This window comes from Frigoribacterium sp. CFBP9029 (assembly GCF_034045305.1).
Lineage (GTDB): Bacteria > Actinomycetota > Actinomycetes > Actinomycetales > Microbacteriaceae > Frigoribacterium.
Map to the genome: position 1 here is coordinate 71304 of NZ_JAXCWB010000006.1, position 16342 is coordinate 87645.

At 68.9% G+C, this 16342-nt stretch carries 16 protein-coding genes; 7 read left to right on the plus strand and 9 right to left on the minus strand.

Annotated features, from left to right (window positions below; all coding sequences use genetic code 11):
* Positions 1 to 194: 194 nt before the first annotated feature.
* The 8 genes from SOM11_RS09850 to SOM11_RS09885 all read right to left on the minus strand — a co-directional run bounded on the left by SOM11_RS09850 (position 195) and on the right by SOM11_RS09885 (position 7746).
* On the minus strand, positions 195 to 785 hold the full coding sequence (locus SOM11_RS09850) for a DJ-1/PfpI family protein (protein ID WP_320477908.1): 591 nt from the start codon (positions 783 to 785) through the stop codon (positions 195 to 197).
* 147 nt (positions 786 to 932) lie between these two features.
* Positions 933 to 1703 carry an ABC transporter ATP-binding protein gene (locus SOM11_RS09855; protein ID WP_192060693.1) on the minus strand — a complete coding sequence of 257 codons (771 nt, stop codon included), beginning with the start codon at positions 1701 to 1703 and terminating at the stop codon, positions 933 to 935.
* A complete protein-coding gene (locus SOM11_RS09860) occupies positions 1700 to 2740 on the minus strand; it encodes a FecCD family ABC transporter permease (RefSeq protein ID WP_243214279.1) in 1041 nt (346 codons plus the stop codon). Before SOM11_RS09860 ends, SOM11_RS09855 begins: the two co-directional genes overlap by 4 nt.
* A gap of 13 nt (positions 2741 to 2753) precedes the next feature.
* On the minus strand, positions 2754 to 3848 hold the full coding sequence (locus SOM11_RS09865; RefSeq protein WP_192060694.1) for an ABC transporter substrate-binding protein: 1095 nt from the start codon (positions 3846 to 3848) through the stop codon (positions 2754 to 2756).
* 118 nt (positions 3849 to 3966) lie between these two features.
* Entirely contained in the window at positions 3967 to 4812 is an 846-nt protein-coding gene (locus SOM11_RS09870) for a DJ-1/PfpI family protein (protein WP_243214280.1), read from the minus strand.
* Positions 4813 to 4859: 47 nt separating this feature from the next.
* Complete coding sequence (locus SOM11_RS09875) at positions 4860 to 5639, minus strand: ABC transporter ATP-binding protein (RefSeq protein ID WP_320477909.1); 780 nt, start codon at positions 5637 to 5639, stop codon at positions 4860 to 4862.
* A complete protein-coding gene (locus tag SOM11_RS09880; RefSeq protein ID WP_320477910.1) occupies positions 5636 to 6703 on the minus strand; it encodes an iron ABC transporter permease in 1068 nt (355 codons plus the stop codon). The genes SOM11_RS09875 and SOM11_RS09880 overlap by 4 nt, the downstream gene beginning before the upstream one ends.
* On the minus strand, positions 6700 to 7746 hold the full coding sequence (locus SOM11_RS09885) for an ABC transporter substrate-binding protein (RefSeq protein WP_320477911.1): 1047 nt from the start codon (positions 7744 to 7746) through the stop codon (positions 6700 to 6702). The genes SOM11_RS09880 and SOM11_RS09885 overlap by 4 nt, the downstream gene beginning before the upstream one ends.
* Positions 7747 to 7879: 133 nt before the next feature.
* Here SOM11_RS09885 and SOM11_RS09890 point away from each other — a divergent pair, with 133 nt between their 5' ends.
* Positions 7880 to 8113 (plus strand): hypothetical protein, encoded by a 234-nt coding sequence (locus SOM11_RS09890; RefSeq protein ID WP_192060699.1) that lies wholly within the window; start codon positions 7880 to 7882, stop codon positions 8111 to 8113.
* Between the two features lie 89 nt (positions 8114 to 8202).
* A complete protein-coding gene (locus SOM11_RS09895) occupies positions 8203 to 9147 on the plus strand; it encodes a PDR/VanB family oxidoreductase (RefSeq protein ID WP_320477912.1) in 945 nt (314 codons plus the stop codon).
* 57 nt (positions 9148 to 9204) lie between these two features.
* On the opposite strand, the gene SOM11_RS09900 is transcribed toward SOM11_RS09895, so the two are convergent.
* Positions 9205 to 9816, minus strand: coding sequence for a DUF5134 domain-containing protein (locus SOM11_RS09900; RefSeq protein ID WP_192060701.1), 612 nt, complete (start codon positions 9814 to 9816; stop codon positions 9205 to 9207).
* A 77-nt stretch (positions 9817 to 9893) separates the two neighbouring features.
* On the opposite strand from SOM11_RS09900, the gene SOM11_RS09905 reads away from it, so the two are divergent.
* The 5 genes from SOM11_RS09905 to SOM11_RS09925 all read left to right on the plus strand — a co-directional run bounded on the left by SOM11_RS09905 (position 9894) and on the right by SOM11_RS09925 (position 16335).
* Positions 9894 to 11345 carry a PepSY domain-containing protein gene (locus tag SOM11_RS09905; protein ID WP_320477913.1) on the plus strand — a complete coding sequence of 484 codons (1452 nt, stop codon included), beginning with the start codon at positions 9894 to 9896 and terminating at the stop codon, positions 11343 to 11345.
* Positions 11346 to 11436: 91 nt separating this feature from the next.
* A complete protein-coding gene (locus SOM11_RS09910) occupies positions 11437 to 11655 on the plus strand; it encodes a heavy-metal-associated domain-containing protein (RefSeq protein WP_192060703.1) in 219 nt (72 codons plus the stop codon).
* A 108-nt stretch (positions 11656 to 11763) separates the two neighbouring features.
* Positions 11764 to 11970 carry a heavy-metal-associated domain-containing protein gene (locus SOM11_RS09915; protein ID WP_243214286.1) on the plus strand — a complete coding sequence of 69 codons (207 nt, stop codon included), beginning with the start codon at positions 11764 to 11766 and terminating at the stop codon, positions 11968 to 11970.
* Positions 11963 to 14038 (plus strand): cytochrome c oxidase assembly protein, encoded by a 2076-nt coding sequence (locus SOM11_RS09920; RefSeq protein ID WP_320477914.1) that lies wholly within the window; start codon positions 11963 to 11965, stop codon positions 14036 to 14038. The genes SOM11_RS09915 and SOM11_RS09920 overlap by 8 nt, the downstream gene beginning before the upstream one ends.
* Complete coding sequence (locus tag SOM11_RS09925) at positions 14035 to 16335, plus strand: heavy metal translocating P-type ATPase (protein ID WP_320477915.1); 2301 nt, start codon at positions 14035 to 14037, stop codon at positions 16333 to 16335. The genes SOM11_RS09920 and SOM11_RS09925 overlap by 4 nt, the downstream gene beginning before the upstream one ends.
* Positions 16336 to 16342: the final 7 nt, after the last annotated feature.

Here is a 16342-nt window from a genome sequence, read left to right on the forward strand (position 1 = left end):
ACTGCTCTTCGGCAGTCGTCCTGCACGAGAATGGCCAGTCATCTGATCCCGCAGGACGGAGACCTCGAAGGCGAGCTCGAGCCTCATGGGCTTCGTGACGGACTGCGTCCAGGTGACGCGGGCGCCCTCGTCGCCGCCCTCGACGCGAAGGTCCCGCAAGGGCACCTCCTCCGACTTGCCTGAAGCCCTTCCCCTCACCGTTCCGTCATCGACAGAGAAGACCAGCACGGCTCGCATGGTCCCGATGGGTGTCCGCATCGAGATGTCCCATGTGCCGGTGACGCGGCCGATGGAAGCGCCACACGGGTCGTCGGAAATCGGCGCGGTCGGGGCCGTCCCAGCGCGAGCGCCTCAGGTCCGCGCGCGGCCCAGACGATGCCACGGCGCTCGTACCCGAACAGCTTTTCGACTGCAAGGGCGATGCGGGGCCCGAACTCCCGCTCCAGCAGGTAAAGAGCGAGGTCGAGGCCAGACGTCACACCTCCGGCACTGACCAGGTCGCCGTCGTCCACGACGCGAGCTCTGACCACGGTCGTCCCGGTCGCCTCGAGGACGTTGTTGCCCTGGGTGTGCGTGACTGCCGTCCTCCCTTCGAGGAGGCCAGCCATGCCGAGCGCGAGGCCACCGACGCAGATGATGGCAACGAGTGTGTCGGGGGCCGCCAGGGCTCGACGCATGAGGTCGGGCAAAGCAGTCTCGCCGAGGCCGGCGAGGATGACGGGGATGGTCCTGACCATGTCCGGATCCCCGACGGTGGGTCCTGACGCTCCGGGCAGGATCACCATGCCAAGTGCTTCTGGTCCAGGACGTGGCTGGCCGTGAGCGTCATCCCTCGGGTGCCGCTGACGACGGATCCCGGTTCGTCGAGGGCGACCAGCCTGGGGAAATGAGCTCTGCCGCTCTCGTGACGTGGTCCTGGTGTGTCCCGTCTGTCATCGGCCTATCGGCGCCGTCACGAGGTGCGGGCGCCCGGTCAACGGGTGCTCGATGATCGCCGACCGGCAGCCGAAGACCTCTTCCGTGAGCCTTGAGGTGAGCACCTGAACGGGGTGTCCGGAGGCGCGGATGCGCCCTTCGTGCACGACGAACAGATGATCGGCGTGGGCGACGGCGTGGTCAAGGTCGTGCAGCACGACGACCCTGGTCAGGTCGACATCCTCGAGGAGGGCGAGCAGGTCGTGCTGCGCCCGGACGTCGAGGTGGTTGGTGGGTTCGTCGAGCAGCAGCACAGGCGCGTCCTGGGCCAGGGCCCTTGCGAGGAGCACTCTCTGACGCTCACCACCGGAGAGCGTCAGATAGCGACGCTCGAGGAGGTGCACGGCACCGCATCTCTCGAGGGACAGCCGCATGATCTCGCGATCCGCCGCGGACTCCACGGCGAACCATCTCTGGTGCGCATGGCGTCCGGTGGCGATCACGTCTCGGACGAGAAGGCTGTCGTTCGTCGTCTGGTGCTGGGTGACGACTGCGCGAAGTCGTGCGGCGTGGCGAGGCGTGATCGTCGAGACGTCGGTGTCACCGATGAGGATGCTCCCCGAATCGGGCTGGAGGGCTCGATACATCGCGCGGAGGAGGGTCGACTTCCCCGAGCCGTTCGGGCCCACGATCGCGACGAACGAGCCCTCCTCCACCTCGAGACTCAGGTCGTCGATGAACGGGCGTCCGCCCAGGCTGATGGTGACGTGGTCGAGGGAGACCCTCATGCTCGCTTCCCCTCGGAGTTCATCAGCCAGAGGAAGAAGGGGCCGCCGATGAGGGCGGTGAACACGGTGAGCGGGTATTCGTTCGGGCTGCCGACGGTGCGTGCGACGAGATCGACGAGGATGAGGAACAGAGCCCCCGCTATTGCTGAGACCGGCAGCAGGCGCCTGTGGTCTGACCCGACGAGCAGCCGCATCGCGTGCGGGATGATGAGGCCGACGAAGCCCACTCCCCCGGCCACGCTCACCGCCACCGCGGTGAGGACTGCCGAGACCAGCAGCAGCCCGAGTCGGGTGCGCCGCAGGTCGACGCCGACTGCGGTGGCGTCGTCGTCGCCGAGTGCGAGAGCGTTCAGGCCTCGCGACTGAGCGAGCAACCACGCCCCCGCGACGACGAGGACCACCGCGGGCAGGACCAAGGCCGACCACCGTGCCCCGGCGACGCTCCCCATCATCCAGAACAGGATGCCTCGCAGCTCACCGGGATCCGCGTGGAGCTGGACGAAGCTCGTGCCGGCCATGGCGACGTAGCCCAGGGCGACCCCCGACAGCACGAGCCTCATGTCGGTGAACGAGCCAGACCGCTGCGCGAACGCGAAGACCAGTCCGAGCAGCCCGATCGCCCCGACGAAGGCGGCGACGGAGGTCGTGACGCCCAGCAGGGCGGCCGACCCGAAGGCCATCACCAGGACGGCCCCGAAGGAGGCGCCCGAAGACACCCCGATGATGTACGGGTCCGCCAGGGGGTTGCGGAGCAGCCCCTGGAGAGCTGCCCCCGCGAGGGCGAAGGATGCCCCGACGATCCCGGCGAGGACGACCCGGGGAGCTCGCAGCTCCCAGATGATCCTCTGGTCGAGGGGATCGATCGAGCCCCTGTCCCCGCTGAGGTTGCCGACGACGGTCCGCACGACCGCCTCGGGGCTCACGGAGACGCTGCCGATCGAGACCGCCACGACGGCGACGACGGTCGTCGCGGCGGCCAGGACGACCATCCACGCGAGCAGCGAGCCCCGTCGCGTCGGCGACGCACGAACTTCCACGAACCCCGGCCGATCAGAAGGCGTCGGGGTGCGCAGCGCGAGCGATCTTGTCGATCGCGGCGGCGTTCGTCGGCCCGACGTACACCCCGTCCGACACGGTCACGTAGCTGTTGTTCTTGGCTGCGTCCCACTGCGGGTACTCGGCGAAGAGCGCTGCCGCCTCAGCGTCGAGGTCTTCTCCCCGAGTGAACCCGCCGACGACCAGGATGTCCACATCGGCGGAGGAGAGCTGCTCTTCGTCGATGGCCGAGGTGAAGGTCAACCCGCTGTCCTTCAGTGCGCCCGAGACCCCTGCGCGGGCGAGGACGTCGTCGAAGATCCCCCCGAGGAACACGGCGGGCATCCCGTTGGGCGTCATCATCGACATGCCGGGGAACACGATCAGCCCCGTGGGCTCTTCCTTGCCCTCGACGGCTGCCGACACGGCGTCGATCTGACCGCGCAGGTCATCCACGAGGACCTGCGCCTCGTCCTGCACGTCGAAGACGTTGCCGACCAAGTTGAGGAAATCGAAGGACGACTCCACGGTGGCCTCGTCGAACGCGCCGAGTTCTTCCTCTGTCGCGTCCTCCTTGCCCATGGCGCAGTTGGCAGGGTTGACGAGGGTCTCGATGCCCGCCTCGGCGAGCTCCTCCCGTGACGACTGACCGGAACTCGGGTCGAACCCTCCCGAGGTCGTCGCGATGACGAGGTCCGGCTCGAGCGCGAGGAGCTGCTCGGCGGGGATCTCGAAACTGCCGGCCATGTCGACGTCTCCCGTCGGGAGCGCGTCGATCTGCTCGACCAGTCCCGGCATGTCGGACATGCCGTAGTTCTGGGTGTTCGCGAGGATCGTGTCCTCGAGATCGAGCATCACGAGTGATTCCACCTCGGAGACCGACGCTCCGTTCATCAGGACGACTCGAGAGGGCCGCTCGTCGAACGTCTGGGTGAGGCCGCAGTTCTCGATGCTGAGGGGATACGACGTCGGCCCGCCGGTGAGCGTCGTCCCGTCGCCGACCGGGCCGGCTGAATCGGCAGGAGACGGAGTGGCCGAGCACCCCACCAGGGCGGTGAGGGTGACGAGTGATCCAAGGGCCAGCGCGGTACGTGATCTGGCGAAGTGCATGGGAGGGCCTTTCTTCAGAGGGAATGATTGACTCTACAAGTTGTAGAACACAGCGACACGCGGATTCCTCCACGTCGACACACCGTGCGCCGCATGGCGAACGGATGCCCGTGCAGTGTCAGCGTGCGGGGGCGCGGAGCTCTTCGACGAGCGGTGCGAGGAAGTCGCGAGAGAGGTCGGTCAGTGCCGGGCCGGCCTTCTCGGGAGTGCCCGTGTCGATTGGGGGCTCAGGGGCGTACTCGGCGCCCAGAACGGCGAAGCGTGCCATCTCCTCCCCGCACAGGTACGAGACCAGCGTGATGGCGAGGTCCATGCCAGCGGTGACTCCTGCCGCTGTCAGCCGGTTACCGTCCTCCACCACGCGCTCGTTGACCTCGACGGCGCCGTAGCCGGCCAGGAGGTGCCGGACGGACCAGTGCGACGTCGCACGTCGTCCCTCGAGGAGGCCTGCGGCGGCGAGAGCGATCGAGCCGGAGCAGACGCTGGTGACGTAGGTCGCCTGGTCGCCGAGGCGTCGCAGGTCGGCCATGGCACGGGCGTCACGGAGGAGGATGCCCGTGTCGCCACCGGGCACGAGGAGGACTTCTGGGGCGACACGCATGTCGTGGAGCGCCAGCGCGGGCACCAGGGCCACACCGCTGCTGCTCAGCACCGCTTCATCCGCGGAGCCCGTCGTGACGAAGTGCACGTCCGCGCCCGTCGCTGCCAGGAAGTGGAAAGGACCGACGACGTCGAGAAGCTCGAAGCCGGGGTGCAGGACGATCAGGATCGTCTTGCCCGTGGCGAACCGCATCCCGGGCCGCGCGGCGAGGGTGTGGTGAGCAGCGACGGAGCGGTCGATGGCGTTCTGCTTGGCGGGGTCGTCGCCGACGACGCTGAACAAGGTGCTCCCAGTCTGGTCGTTCCCTGCCGTGCGTCCAGGCAGCGCCTCGGTCTCCGTGCTGTCGTGGGATTCATCGTTCATGTCTGGTTCTCCTTCTCGTGATGGTCGTGGTGGGTCGAGGTCGGCCGTCAGCTGTCCGCATAGACGAGCTGCAGGCGACCGGTGAGCGGGTTGACGAGCGTGTCGGCGCGAACGCCGAATACGCGCTGCAGCAACTGCGGAGTGAAAACCTCGCCCGGCAGCCCCGAGGCGACTACCCGGCCGTGTTCGAGCACGACGATCTCGTCGCAGTAAGACGCCGCAAGGTTCAGATCGTGCAGCGTGACCAGGGTCGTGACGTCGAGCGACCGGACGAGAGCGAGCAGCTGGAGCTGGTGTCGGATGTCCAGATGATTGGTGGGCTCGTCGAGGACGAGGAGCCGCGGCTCCTGTGCGAGCGCGCGGGCGAGCTGCACTCGCTGACGCTCTCCACCCGACAGTGTGCTCATGTCACGGTCGGCGAAGTCCTCGACACCGGCCCTCCTCATCGCCAGTTCGACGACTCGCCCGTCCTCGGCACGGCCCGATCCGAGCAAGCTGCCGTGCGGCAGGCGTCCGGTCGTGACGCAGTCGACGACGGTGAGTTCGAGGTCGACGGGGCTGTCCTGGACGACCGCTGCGGTGATGCGCGCCGCCTCCTTGGCCGACATCGACCAGACGTCACGATCCTCGACGAGCACGGTCCCCTCGGCCGGCCGCAGCATGCGGTAGATCGTCCGCAGGAGCGTCGACTTGCCGCTCCCGTTCGGGCCCACGAGGCCGACGACGTTCCCGTGGGCACTCAGGGCCACCTCTTCGATGATCCGGTGTCCGGCGAGATCGACGCTGACGCCGTCGACTCGGAGCGCTCCGCCCGCCCTGGCGCTCATCGTCCGCTCCGCCCGGAGCGGCGCAGCAGCCAGAGGAAGAACGGTGCACCGACGACGGAGGTGAGGAGGCCGACCGGCACCTCGGTCGGCGCGAGGAGCAGCCGGGCACCGATGTCCACCAGCACCAGGAGGAGTCCTCCAGCGAGAGCGGACGCAGGCAGCACCCAGCGGTGGTCGGAGCCGATCACCATGCGGACGGCGTGCGGCACGACGAGGCCGACGAACCCGATGGAGCCGCTGACCGCGACGACGACGCCGACGAGCAGCGAGGTGATGACGAACAACCCCAGTCGCACCCGGCCGACGTCGACGCCGAGACTCGCGGCCGTCTCGTCACCGGTGAGGAACGCGTTGAGGACGGGGGCGAGGAGCACCAGCACGGTCGTCGATGCGACCAGCACGAGGGCCGGTACCCCCAGGTCGCTCCAGGTCGCCGCGGCGAGGCTGCCGGCGAGCCACGAGAGCACTTGCCCGACACCCTGGTTCGCGCCGCTCGACCGGAGGACGAGGTAGCTCGTGACGGAGCTCAGCAGGTACGACAGAGCGACGCCCGCGAGCAGCAGCCTGTTCGGCGTGACGCGCCCTCCCTGCTGGGCGAGAACGAAGACGAGGAGGGTCGTGACGAGAGCTCCGACGAACGCGGCCACCGGTGTGGACACGGCGGCGAGGGCACCGGTCGTGAGGGTGAGCGCGGCCACCGCGGCGACGGAGGCGCCCGACGAGACGCCGAACACGAACGGGTCTGCCAGGGGGTTCCGCACGACGGCCTGGAGGACGGCACCCGCGACCGCGAGGGCCGCCCCGACGACGAGGCCGAGGAGGGTGCGAGGCAGACGGAACTCCCACACGATCTGGTCGTCGAGACCGTCGACGCGACCGAGGGCCCACGGTGCCAGGCGCCCGCCGACGACCTCGAGGACTCGACTCGGCGCGATGCCGACGCTGCCGACGGCCACGGACAGGACGACGGCCACGACGCAGGCGGCCACGAGCACACCGATCATCAGCTGCGGGTGTTGGAGAGCCCTGATCTGCTGCCGGGAAGCGGTGGCCGCGCCGTTCATGAGGAGGGGACCGTCAGGTCCAGGTCTGAGTGGATCGCGTTGGCGATCTTCGTCAGCCCGACCATGACCGAGATGGAGGAGTCGGTCTCCTGCGTGGGCACCTCGGCGATCCTGCCGGCCTGCACGGCGGGCAGGTCGGGGAAGTTCTCTTCGAGGAACGCCTTCTGGGACGCGAAGTCCTGTCCGGGAAAGGTCCCCACCAGGACGACGTCCGCGTCGGAGGCGGCGAATTCCTCCTTGCTGACGTAGACGGAGTCCGAAGGGAACACGTTCTCGCCTCCCGCTGTCGTGATGAGATCGTCGTAGATGCCGCCCGCGAGGACGATCACCGGACCGGTTCCGCCGTTGAAGTAGGCCGTCTTGACGGTCGGCTCGCCCTCGACAGCCGAGACGACGGCCGATCTGTCGGCCTCGAGCTCCGCGACGACCTCGTCAGCCCTGTCAGCGACGTCGAAGATCGTCCCGTAGTCGCGGAGCGTCTTCTCGACGGACTCGATGTTCCAGGTCTCGGTGCTCTGCGAGTCGGTCGAACCGCAGAGGTTGGCGCCGTAGACGGCAGCCCCGGTCCGTTCGAGCTGCTCGACGGACGCGTAGCCCTGCGAGGCGTCGAACGCGAAGCCGTCGAGGACCTGACCGGTCACGAAGTCGGGCTTCTCGCTGAGGAGGACCTCCTTCGAGGGGAAGCCCATCTGACTGCCGACGTCCTTGAGCCCCGTCGCCTGCGACGCGACCGACTCGGGATAGGGCGCGTAGTTCTCCTGGACCGCGACGATCCGGTCGCCCAGGCCCAGGGCGAGGAGCGCCTCGGTGTTCGACTGCCACAGGCTGACCGCACGCTCCGGTGGGGCGTCGATCGTGATCTGTCGACCGCAGTTCTCGAGGGTCACGGGATACGTGGTCGACGTCGACCGAGTCGACGCCGCACCGGGGGGCGAGCTCGCGGGCGTCGCCTCGCCGTCTGCGGCCGTGCACGCGGTGGTCAGGAGCAGGAACGCGGCCGCCGCCCCGGTTCCGGTGAGGACGTGTCGGACGGTGGGTCGCATGGGACTCCTTCAGTCGGTGATGACCGCTATTCTACGTCTCGTAGAAGTCTGCAGAAAAGTACTTCTCGACGATGAACTACATTCTGTAGAACACCGTCGTGACCACACCGGAGAACAACTCGAGGGAGCACCGATGACCACTGCCGATGAGATCGACCACCTCCCGTGGCTCGACACGGCGACGAGCCTCACGCAGGTGGTCGCCATCGCCGTCTTGATCGTGATGGTGCTCGCTCGACCCACGCCGGACGACGACGACCCGCGGGCCGTGACCCTCGGCGACGACGTCGCCTCCCTGAGGCACCTCGCCGACCGGCTCGCCTCCCGATTCGCTCGAGCGCTTCGAGCACCGAGAGACCCCTCATGACCCCGCCGCTGTTCCGGGCCCTGCGCACCCGCCGGATGCGCGGCTCCTCGACTCGTGGAACGACCCTGTCTGCAAGACAGTCAGTACGCGTGCACGACATCACCCGTGCGGCCCGCGACGCGCTCCTCGTCGAGCTACGGCCCGTCGAGCCAGACCAGGAGCTCGAGACCTTCGATGCCGGGGCCCACGTCGACCTCCACCTCGACGAGCATCTCGTTCGCCAGTACTCGCTCGTCAGCCACGGCGAGGACACGGCGAGGTACCTCGTCTGCGTGCGGCACGACCCGAACGGTCGCGGCGGCTCGGCGGCTGTGCACGAGCGCCTCACCGTGGGCGACGTGGTCGAGGTGTCGAGGCCCCGCAACACGTTCCCCCTCGGCGGGTCGGACTCGTCGGCGGTCCTCCTGGCAGGGGGTGTGGGCATCACGCCGTTCGTGACGATGGCCGAGCAGCTGCACCGGCGGGGCACGCCCTTCGAACTCCACGCCTGGTCCCGCGACGCCGATGCCCTCCCCCTCCTCGCCCTCCTCACCGCCAGCCCGTGGCGTGATCGCATCACCCTGCACCACAGCGACGACGGCGACTCCTTCCGGACGAGCTGGCCGCGATCGCTCGAGTCGGTCGACGACGGAGGCGCGGTGTACGCCTGCGGTCCCGAGGGCTTCGTCAGCGTGGCCCGTGACCGCGCCCTCTCGGCGGGCTGGCGGACGGACCAGGTGCGATGCGAGAGCTTCGACCCACCCGCCGAGCCGACTCGAGACGGCGACAGGACCTTCACCGTCGTGGCCCGCTCGACGGGCGAGAGGATCGAGGTCGGGGCAGACGAGTCCATTGCGGACGCCTTGGAGCGGCGAGGCTACGAGACCTACCGCTCCTGCGGCCAGGGGCATTGCGGGTCGTGCCTGACCGCCGTGCTCGCCGGCGTCCCCGATCATCGCGACGACTTCCAGACGGAGGTGGACCACGCTGCAGGGACCCGCATCAACACCTGCTGTTCGCGGTCGCTCTCTCCCGTCCTCGAACTCGACGTGTGAGCCATGGGCGGTCACGTGGGCCCGTGGGCCTGGGCCCTCATGGGCGCGAGGTGGGCACTACACGTTCATCAGGACGAGCATCCACGCCATGCCCGCGGCCATCACGACATGGCAGAGCAGGTGGACGCGGTGCCCCCGGCTGACGAACATCTGCACGAGCCACCAGAGGGCCGCGGCCACTGAGACGACGACGAAGAGGACGTTGACGACGTCGGCCCAGATGGGGGTCGCCGTCAGCATGTCGGCACCGGCGTCCGCTCCGGCGTGCTCGGCGTGGACCGATCCCCCGCCGGGGCTCATGGCACCGGCCATCAGCAACGGCATCGCGGCGAGCATCCAGATCATGGCCACGTCCAGCGCGATGTGGCCCGCGAGGTCGGTGCGCGCACGCCGGGACGACGCGCGCAGGAGCGGCGGCACGAGAGAGAGACCGAGGATCGCGAACAGGAGGACCTGTGCCCAGGTCACGACGTCCATCGCGAAGAACCAGGTCATGGCGATCATGGCGATGCTCATGACGCCGTGGTTGACGTCGACGAGCTCGCCGTCGGTGATGACTGCTCGCCGATCCGCGGCACGGAGCCTTCCCACCAGGGCGTCCCCCACGCAGATCACGAAGGTGAACGCGAAAGCGATGGTCAGGACGATGTTCCAGGGGTAATCGATCACGTCGACAGGTTAGTTCTACATCTTGTAGAGTGCCAACTCGACGACCGGACGATCCCGGTCCCGACCGAGAGGCTGGCATGACCGCGACCGAGATGGACCGCCGCACCGGAGCCGACGTCCCGAACAGGCCGACAGGCCGAGTGGGCCGTCCAGGCAAGCGTCCGACGAACTGGTTCGCCGCTTTCTGGCGGTGGCACTTCTACGGTTCGATCATCGTCATCCCGGTCCTGTTCATCCTCTCGATCTCGGGCTTGACCTACATGTTCCGAGCCGAGGTGGACTCGTTCACTCATCCCGGCGTCCTCACCGTCACCGCCCCCGAGGACGCAGAGCGCGCCTCCCTGTCGAGCCAGGAGGCTGCTGTCAGAGACGCGTTCCCGGACAGGGAGGTCCTCTCCGTCGTGGACGCGGTCGGCGACCGTTCGACCGTCTTCGTCACGGAACGCGCCGACGGCGTCGGGAGCAACGTCTACGTCGACCCGTACTCGACCACCGTGACGGGGGACCTGACCGAGAACGAGCTCGTCTCGAACTGGGCCGAGCGCATCCACGGCGACCTGCTGCTGGGCGACGAGCAGATCGGCGACAGGATCGTCGAGCTGGGGGCCAGCTGGGCGATCGTCCTGACCATCACGGGGTTCATCATCTTCTTCCTGGGTCGCCGTCCCCGAGGCGCGGCTCGGGCGAAGAAGGTGCCGGGCTCCAGGCTGCGCGGCATGCACGCGATCGCAGGCCTGCCGGTCGGGCTGGGCATCCTGATGCTGGTCGTCTCCGGCCTGCCGTGGACGGGCGTCTGGGGTTCACTTGCCGAGCAGGTCGCGGCGGGCGACGGAGGATCGCTGTGGGGCGCGGACCCCGGCGCCGAATCGACCCTCGGCGACCTGATCGAGGACACCAACGGGACGACAGCTCCGGCCGGCTGGGCGATCGCAGGCGGCCCTCTGGGGACGAGCCAGGGCGCCGGCTCGATGATCTCGATCGACGAGGCCGTAGCCGCCGCTCGCGACGAAGGCGCGCCCGAGCCGTACTCGATCGTCTACCCGGAGGGGGACGACGGCGTCTTCAGCGTCATGGGCAGCCAGTGGAACGACAACGGCAACCCCTCCGAGTCCGACGTGGCCCTCGAGAAGACCGTCCACGTCGACCAGTACACCGGCGACGTCGCCGGCACCTATGGTTACGACGACTTCAGCGCCACCGCCAAGACGGTGTCACAGGGCGTCGCGCTGCACGAAGGACGTCGCTTCGGCACCGTCAACACGGTTTTCACGGTGCTCTTCTGCCTCGCCGTGATGTTCCTCTGCATCTCGGGGCCACTCATGTGGTGGACCCGTCGAGGACGCGCCTCCGGACTCTCGGCCCCCCGGGCGGCGCTCCCCGTCTGGAGCAGCAGGGTCCTGCTCATCGCGATGGTGGCCCTGGGGCTCTTCCTGCCGATCTTCGGGCTGTCCCTGATCCTCGTGCTGGCACTGGACCAGCTGCTCATCCGAAGAGTGCCGCGCCTGCGCAAGTTCTTCGGCTCGGTCTGATCACACAGCCGAGTCGCCAGATGTCGGACGAGACTGCCGACGACCGCTCGGGCATCACGCCCGTGCGGCCCACGATGGAAAGGAATGCACGATGACCACTTGGACAGGGCCCGTGAACGGCCTCACCTGCAACGGCTGCGTGACGACGGTCACCGAGACTCTCATCGGCCTCGACGGCGTCGACTCGGTCGACGTCGACCTCGCCCCCGGGAAGACATCGACGGTGACTGCGCACGGTACGCGCGAGCTGAGCGACGCCGAGGTCGGCGCCAGCCTCTCGGCGGTCGGAGCGTTCTCGATCGCTCGCTGAGGAACCGGTCGACGTCGAGAGAACACGTTCGCCACCGCGTTCTACAGCACGTAGAGTGGGAGGTGCGTGAGGCGTCGACCGGGAGGCCTCCACTTGAGAGGACCCCCTGTGCAGACCACGTTCACCGTCGCCGGCATGACCTGCGAGCACTGCGAGAAGCGAGTCACCGGGGAGGTGGGCGATGTCGTCGGTATCGAGGCAGTGACCGCCGACCACGTGACGGGCCTGCTCTCCGTGACCAGCGCCTCCGCCCCCGATCCCGAGGCCGTCCGCGAGGCGGTCGAGGAGGCGGGCTACACCGTCGTCGATGGCTGAGACGATCCCGCCACCCCCCGCAGCCGCCGCCTCAGCGGGCCCCTCGCGGCGAACTCGCGATCGGCGCGCGGCCCTCGGCTCGGTCTTCGTCGGCATCCCGCTGCTCGCCGTCGTCGTGACCGTCGTCGTGATGGGCCCGTCCGGGTACGAATCCCTGCACCGACCTGTGCCCGACCTCGTCACATCCCTGATGAGCGGTCTGCTCCGGGTCGTGGCCGAGTGCGCCGGCTCCGTGACGGTGGGCGCATTGTTCTTCGCCGCCTTCATCCGAGCACGCTCGGGCGCCCGCCGGCTCGTCGTCGACAACGGTCGTGACCTGAGCACCGTCCGGTGGGCGTCGCTCCTCTGGGCCCTCAGTGCGACGAGCCTCGCAGCCGTCGACGCCGCCGACGCCAGCGGGCAGTCGCTCGATCGCCTGCTGGAACCCGGCTCGCTCGCGTACCTGATGTCCGCCTCCTACCTGCCCGGCGCGTGGGTGGTGGCAGCTGTCGTCGCGTGGACCATCTACCTGATGGCGAACTTCCTGGGGACATGGCAGCCGCTCCTCATCATGCTCGCCCTCAGCATCCTCGCCGTCCTCGCCCCTGTCGTGGTCGGGCAGGTCCTGGTCGGACCGCAACACGACTTCGGCGGAGATGCTGCCATCATCGGCACACCCGCCACGACCATCCTCACAGGACTCGTGTTCCTGGTCGCCTGGGCTGCCGCGCGAGGGGACGCCCTCGGCGCGGTCGAGGCCCGCCGACTGCGGTGGACGGCGGTCGTTACCGGCGTGATCGCGGCGGGCACCCAGACGATCATCGCCGCGTTCATGCTGGCAGGCTCGGCCCCGTGGGAGAGCGCGACGGGGTGGCTGTTCCTGGTGCGGTTCGCCCTCCTCGGCGCCCTCGGCGTGCTCGGTTGGCGGGCGACACGGCCCGCTGCCGCTCCGCAGCACTCGACCTGGACCATCACGGCACTCGCCGCTCTGCTGCTCTCCGCGCACCTCGGGATCACCAGTGCCATGACGCGCATCCCGCCTCCTCAGTACTTCGTCCCCACCTCGGTGGACCAGGTGTTCCTCGGCTACGACGTCGACAGCGAGCCGAGCCCGCTCGTGCTCCTCCTGGAGTGGCGGCCCAACATCCTCTTCGCCGTCCTGACCGCCGCCGGGATAGGCCTGTACCTCTGGGGTGTCCGACGGCTCCGACAGCGCGGCGATGCCTGGCCCGTGGGACGCACGGTCGCCTGGGTGCTCGGCTGGGCCACGGTGTTCCTCACGACGTCATCCGGTCTCGGCAAGTACTCCAGCGTGTCGTTCAGCCTGCACATGATCCTGCACATGTCCCTCAACATGCTCGGGCCGCTGCTGCTCGTGATGGGCGGCGTCGTGACGCTCGCCCTGCGAGCCAGCACCGCACACCGGAGGAACGAGCCCGCAGGCGTGCACGAGTGGATCACCGCCATGCTCAACTGGCGCCTGACCCATGCCTTCTACCACCCCATCCACGTCTTCGTCTCATTCGTCGGCACCTACTACCTGCTCTACCTGACGCCGATCTTCGGGGAAGCACTGAGGTACCACTGGTCGCACCAGCTGATGAACCTCGACTTCCTCATCATCGGCTACGTCTTCTACAGCCTCGTCATCGGCGTCGACCACCCGCCGCGGCCTCTGCCCCACATCGGCAAGCTCGGCCTCGTCCTCGCCGCGATGCCCTTCCACGCCTTCTTCGGCGTCGTCATCATGTCGAGCGAGACCGTGATCGCACGGAACTACTACGAGTACATCGGCAAGTGGTGGATGACCGACCTCGCCCACGACCAGTACGTCGGCGGCGGCATCGCCTGGGCCGCCGGCGAGCTGCCCCTGATCGCAGTCGTCTTCGCCCTCGTCACCCAGTGGTCGAGACAGGACTCCCGACGCGCGAAGCGGGTCGACCGCCACCTCGACAGCGGCATCGACGACAGCTTCGAGGCCTACAACGACATGCTCAATCGGCTCTCCGGCCGGAGCACCACCCCCTCGGGAACGCCCGAGACGACGGCGATCGCCGAGCGGGTGCCCGAGATGAAGGACCAGACGTGACCACCACCTCCCAGCCCACGGCAGCCGTCGACACGACCACCGCCCCGTCGGAGGCGTACTTCGAGCTCGACGTCGGCGGCATGACCTGCGCGTCGTGCGCGAACGCCGTCGAGCGGAAGCTCAACAAGCTCCCCGGGGTGACCGCCTCGGTCAACTACGCCACCGAGCGCGCGCTCGTCTCGGGGCTGGCGCCCGCACAGGTCGACACCGCCATCGCCGCGGTCGAGAAGGCGGGCTACGCCGCCGCGATGCGACAGGGCGACGACGACAGCTGGACCGCCAGGGCCACCGAGACCACCATCACGTCGCTGCGTCGCCGACTCGCCGTGGCTGCTCTACTCACCATCCCGCTCTGCGACCTGACGATCCTGCTCGCGCTCGTCCCCGGTTTCCGGTTCGACGGATGGCAGCTCGTCTGCGTCCTGCTGGCCGTGCCCATCGTCACGTGGGCGGCGTGGCCGTTCCACAAGGCGACCTGGCGCAGCCTGCGTCGAGGCACGTTCGGCATGGACAGTCTGGTCTCGCTCGGCAGCATCGTGTCCTTCGGGTGGGCCGTCTACACGCTCGTCTTCGCCCCGAGCACGGAGCCGGGCTACTGGCTCGGCTTCGGCGTGACCCCCGCCGGCGCCGACGCCATCTACCTCGACGTCGCTGCGGGCATGGTCACGTTCCAGCTCGGCGGACGCTACTTCGAGACCCGCTCGCGCCGCCGCGCGGGCGACGTGCTGAACGCCATCGGGAACCTGGCCGTCCGGCAGGCCCGCGTCCGTGACGCCGACGGCACCGAGCGTGTCGTGCCGTCGACCGAGCTCCGTGTCGGGGACACGGTCGTCGTCCTCCCTGGCGAGCGGATCGCCGTCGACGGGACCGTCTCGTCCGGGACGTCCACCGTCGACACCAGCGCCATGACCGGCGAGTCCGTCCCCGCGGACCTCGCACCGGGAGACGACGCCATCGGCGGCACGGTCAACGTCACCGGACGTCTGGAGATCACCGCCGTCACCGTCGGCGCCCGCACCCGCCTGGCCCAGATGGCGGCCCTCACCGAGGACGCCCAGAGACGCAAGGCCGGGGTGCAGACCTTCGCCGACAAGGTCTCGTCCGTCTTCGTGCCCTGCGTGATCGTTCTCGCTGTCATCGTGACCGCCATCTGGCTCCTGATCGGTGCCGAACCCTCGACGGCCGTCGGCAACGGCATCGCCGTCCTGATCATCGCGTGCCCCTGCGCACTCGGCCTCGCCACCCCGACCGCGCTCATGGTCGGCATCGGACGCGGCGGGCAGCTCGGCGTGCTCATCAAGGGACAGGACGCCCTCGAGGCGAGCGGTGTCATCGACACCGTCGTCCTCGACAAGACCGGCACCGTCACCACCGGCGGCATGCGCGTCGTCGACGTCGTCGTCACCGGGATACTCGATCGCGAGACCCTGCTGCGCCTCGCCGGCAGTGTCGAGACGGCCTCGGAGCACGCTGTGGCCCGCGCCGTCACAGCGGCAGCATCCGCCGAGGTCGGCATCCTGTCGACGCCCGAGGGCTTCACGGCGCTGACCGGCCTCGGAGCCCGCGCCGTCGTCGACGGCCACCAGATCCTCATCGGCAACGCCCGCCTCCTCCGGGAGAACGGGATCGAGCTCGACGCCGTGCTCACCGAGGCGGTCGAACGGCTCGGCTCGACCGGCGCCTCCGCGGTCCTGCTGGCCGTCGACGGTGTCGCCTCGGCCGTGTTCGGGGTGCACGACGACATCAAGCCGTCCGCACCTGCCGCGGTCGCGGGGCTCCGAGCACTCGGCCTGCGCACCGTGCTCCTGACCGGAGACACGGACGGCGTCGCGCAGACGGTCGGCGCAGCCATCGGAGTCGACGAGGTCATCTCGGGTGTCCTGCCGACCGACAAGGCCGCTGCGATCTCCGCCCTCCAGACCGACGGCCACAGGGTCGCGATGGTGGGTGACGGCGTGAACGACTCCGCTGCTCTCGCGACCGCCAACCTGGGGCTCGCCATGGTGCAGGGCACCGACATCGCGATGAAGGCCGCCGACATCATCCTGGTCAGGGACGACCTGCGTGTGGTGGTGGACGCCGTCCAGCTGTCACGCCAGACGCTCCGGACGATCAGGCTCAACCTGGTCTGGGCCTTCGGGTACAACGTCCTCGCCATCCCCCTGGCTGCGGTCGGCTTGCTCAACCCGCTGATCGCAGCGGCGACGATGGCCCTGTCGTCGGTGCTCGTCGTGTCGAACAGCCTGCGGCTGCGCTCGTTCGAGCCGAACCGCAGCGGAGGCGCACCCCGCGGGTGATGCGCCT

Excerpts from the sequence above, each read along its gene's own strand:
- SOM11_RS09875 (WP_320477909.1), bottom strand. The coding sequence starts at position 5,639 with ATGAGCGCCAGGGCGGGCGGAGCGCTCCGAGTCGACGGCGTCAGCGTC.
- SOM11_RS09890 (WP_192060699.1), top strand. The coding sequence starts at position 7,880 with ATGACCACTGCCGATGAGATCGACCACCTCCCGTGGCTCGACACGGCG.
- SOM11_RS09905 (WP_320477913.1), top strand. The coding sequence starts at position 9,894 with ATGACCGCGACCGAGATGGACCGCCGCACCGGAGCCGACGTCCCGAAC.
- SOM11_RS09880 (WP_320477910.1), bottom strand. The coding sequence starts at position 6,703 with ATGAACGGCGCGGCCACCGCTTCCCGGCAGCAGATCAGGGCTCTCCAA.
- SOM11_RS09870 (WP_243214280.1), bottom strand. The coding sequence starts at position 4,812 with ATGAACGATGAATCCCACGACAGCACGGAGACCGAGGCGCTGCCTGGA.
- SOM11_RS09885 (WP_320477911.1), bottom strand. The coding sequence starts at position 7,746 with ATGCGACCCACCGTCCGACACGTCCTCACCGGAACCGGGGCGGCGGCC.
- SOM11_RS09855 (WP_192060693.1), bottom strand. The coding sequence starts at position 1,703 with ATGAGGGTCTCCCTCGACCACGTCACCATCAGCCTGGGCGGACGCCCG.
- SOM11_RS09850 (WP_320477908.1), bottom strand. The coding sequence starts at position 785 with ATGGTGATCCTGCCCGGAGCGTCAGGACCCACCGTCGGGGATCCGGAC.
- SOM11_RS09920 (WP_320477914.1), top strand. The coding sequence starts at position 11,963 with ATGGCTGAGACGATCCCGCCACCCCCCGCAGCCGCCGCCTCAGCGGGC.
- SOM11_RS09865 (WP_192060694.1), bottom strand. The coding sequence starts at position 3,848 with ATGCACTTCGCCAGATCACGTACCGCGCTGGCCCTTGGATCACTCGTC.
- SOM11_RS09910 (WP_192060703.1), top strand. The coding sequence starts at position 11,437 with ATGACCACTTGGACAGGGCCCGTGAACGGCCTCACCTGCAACGGCTGC.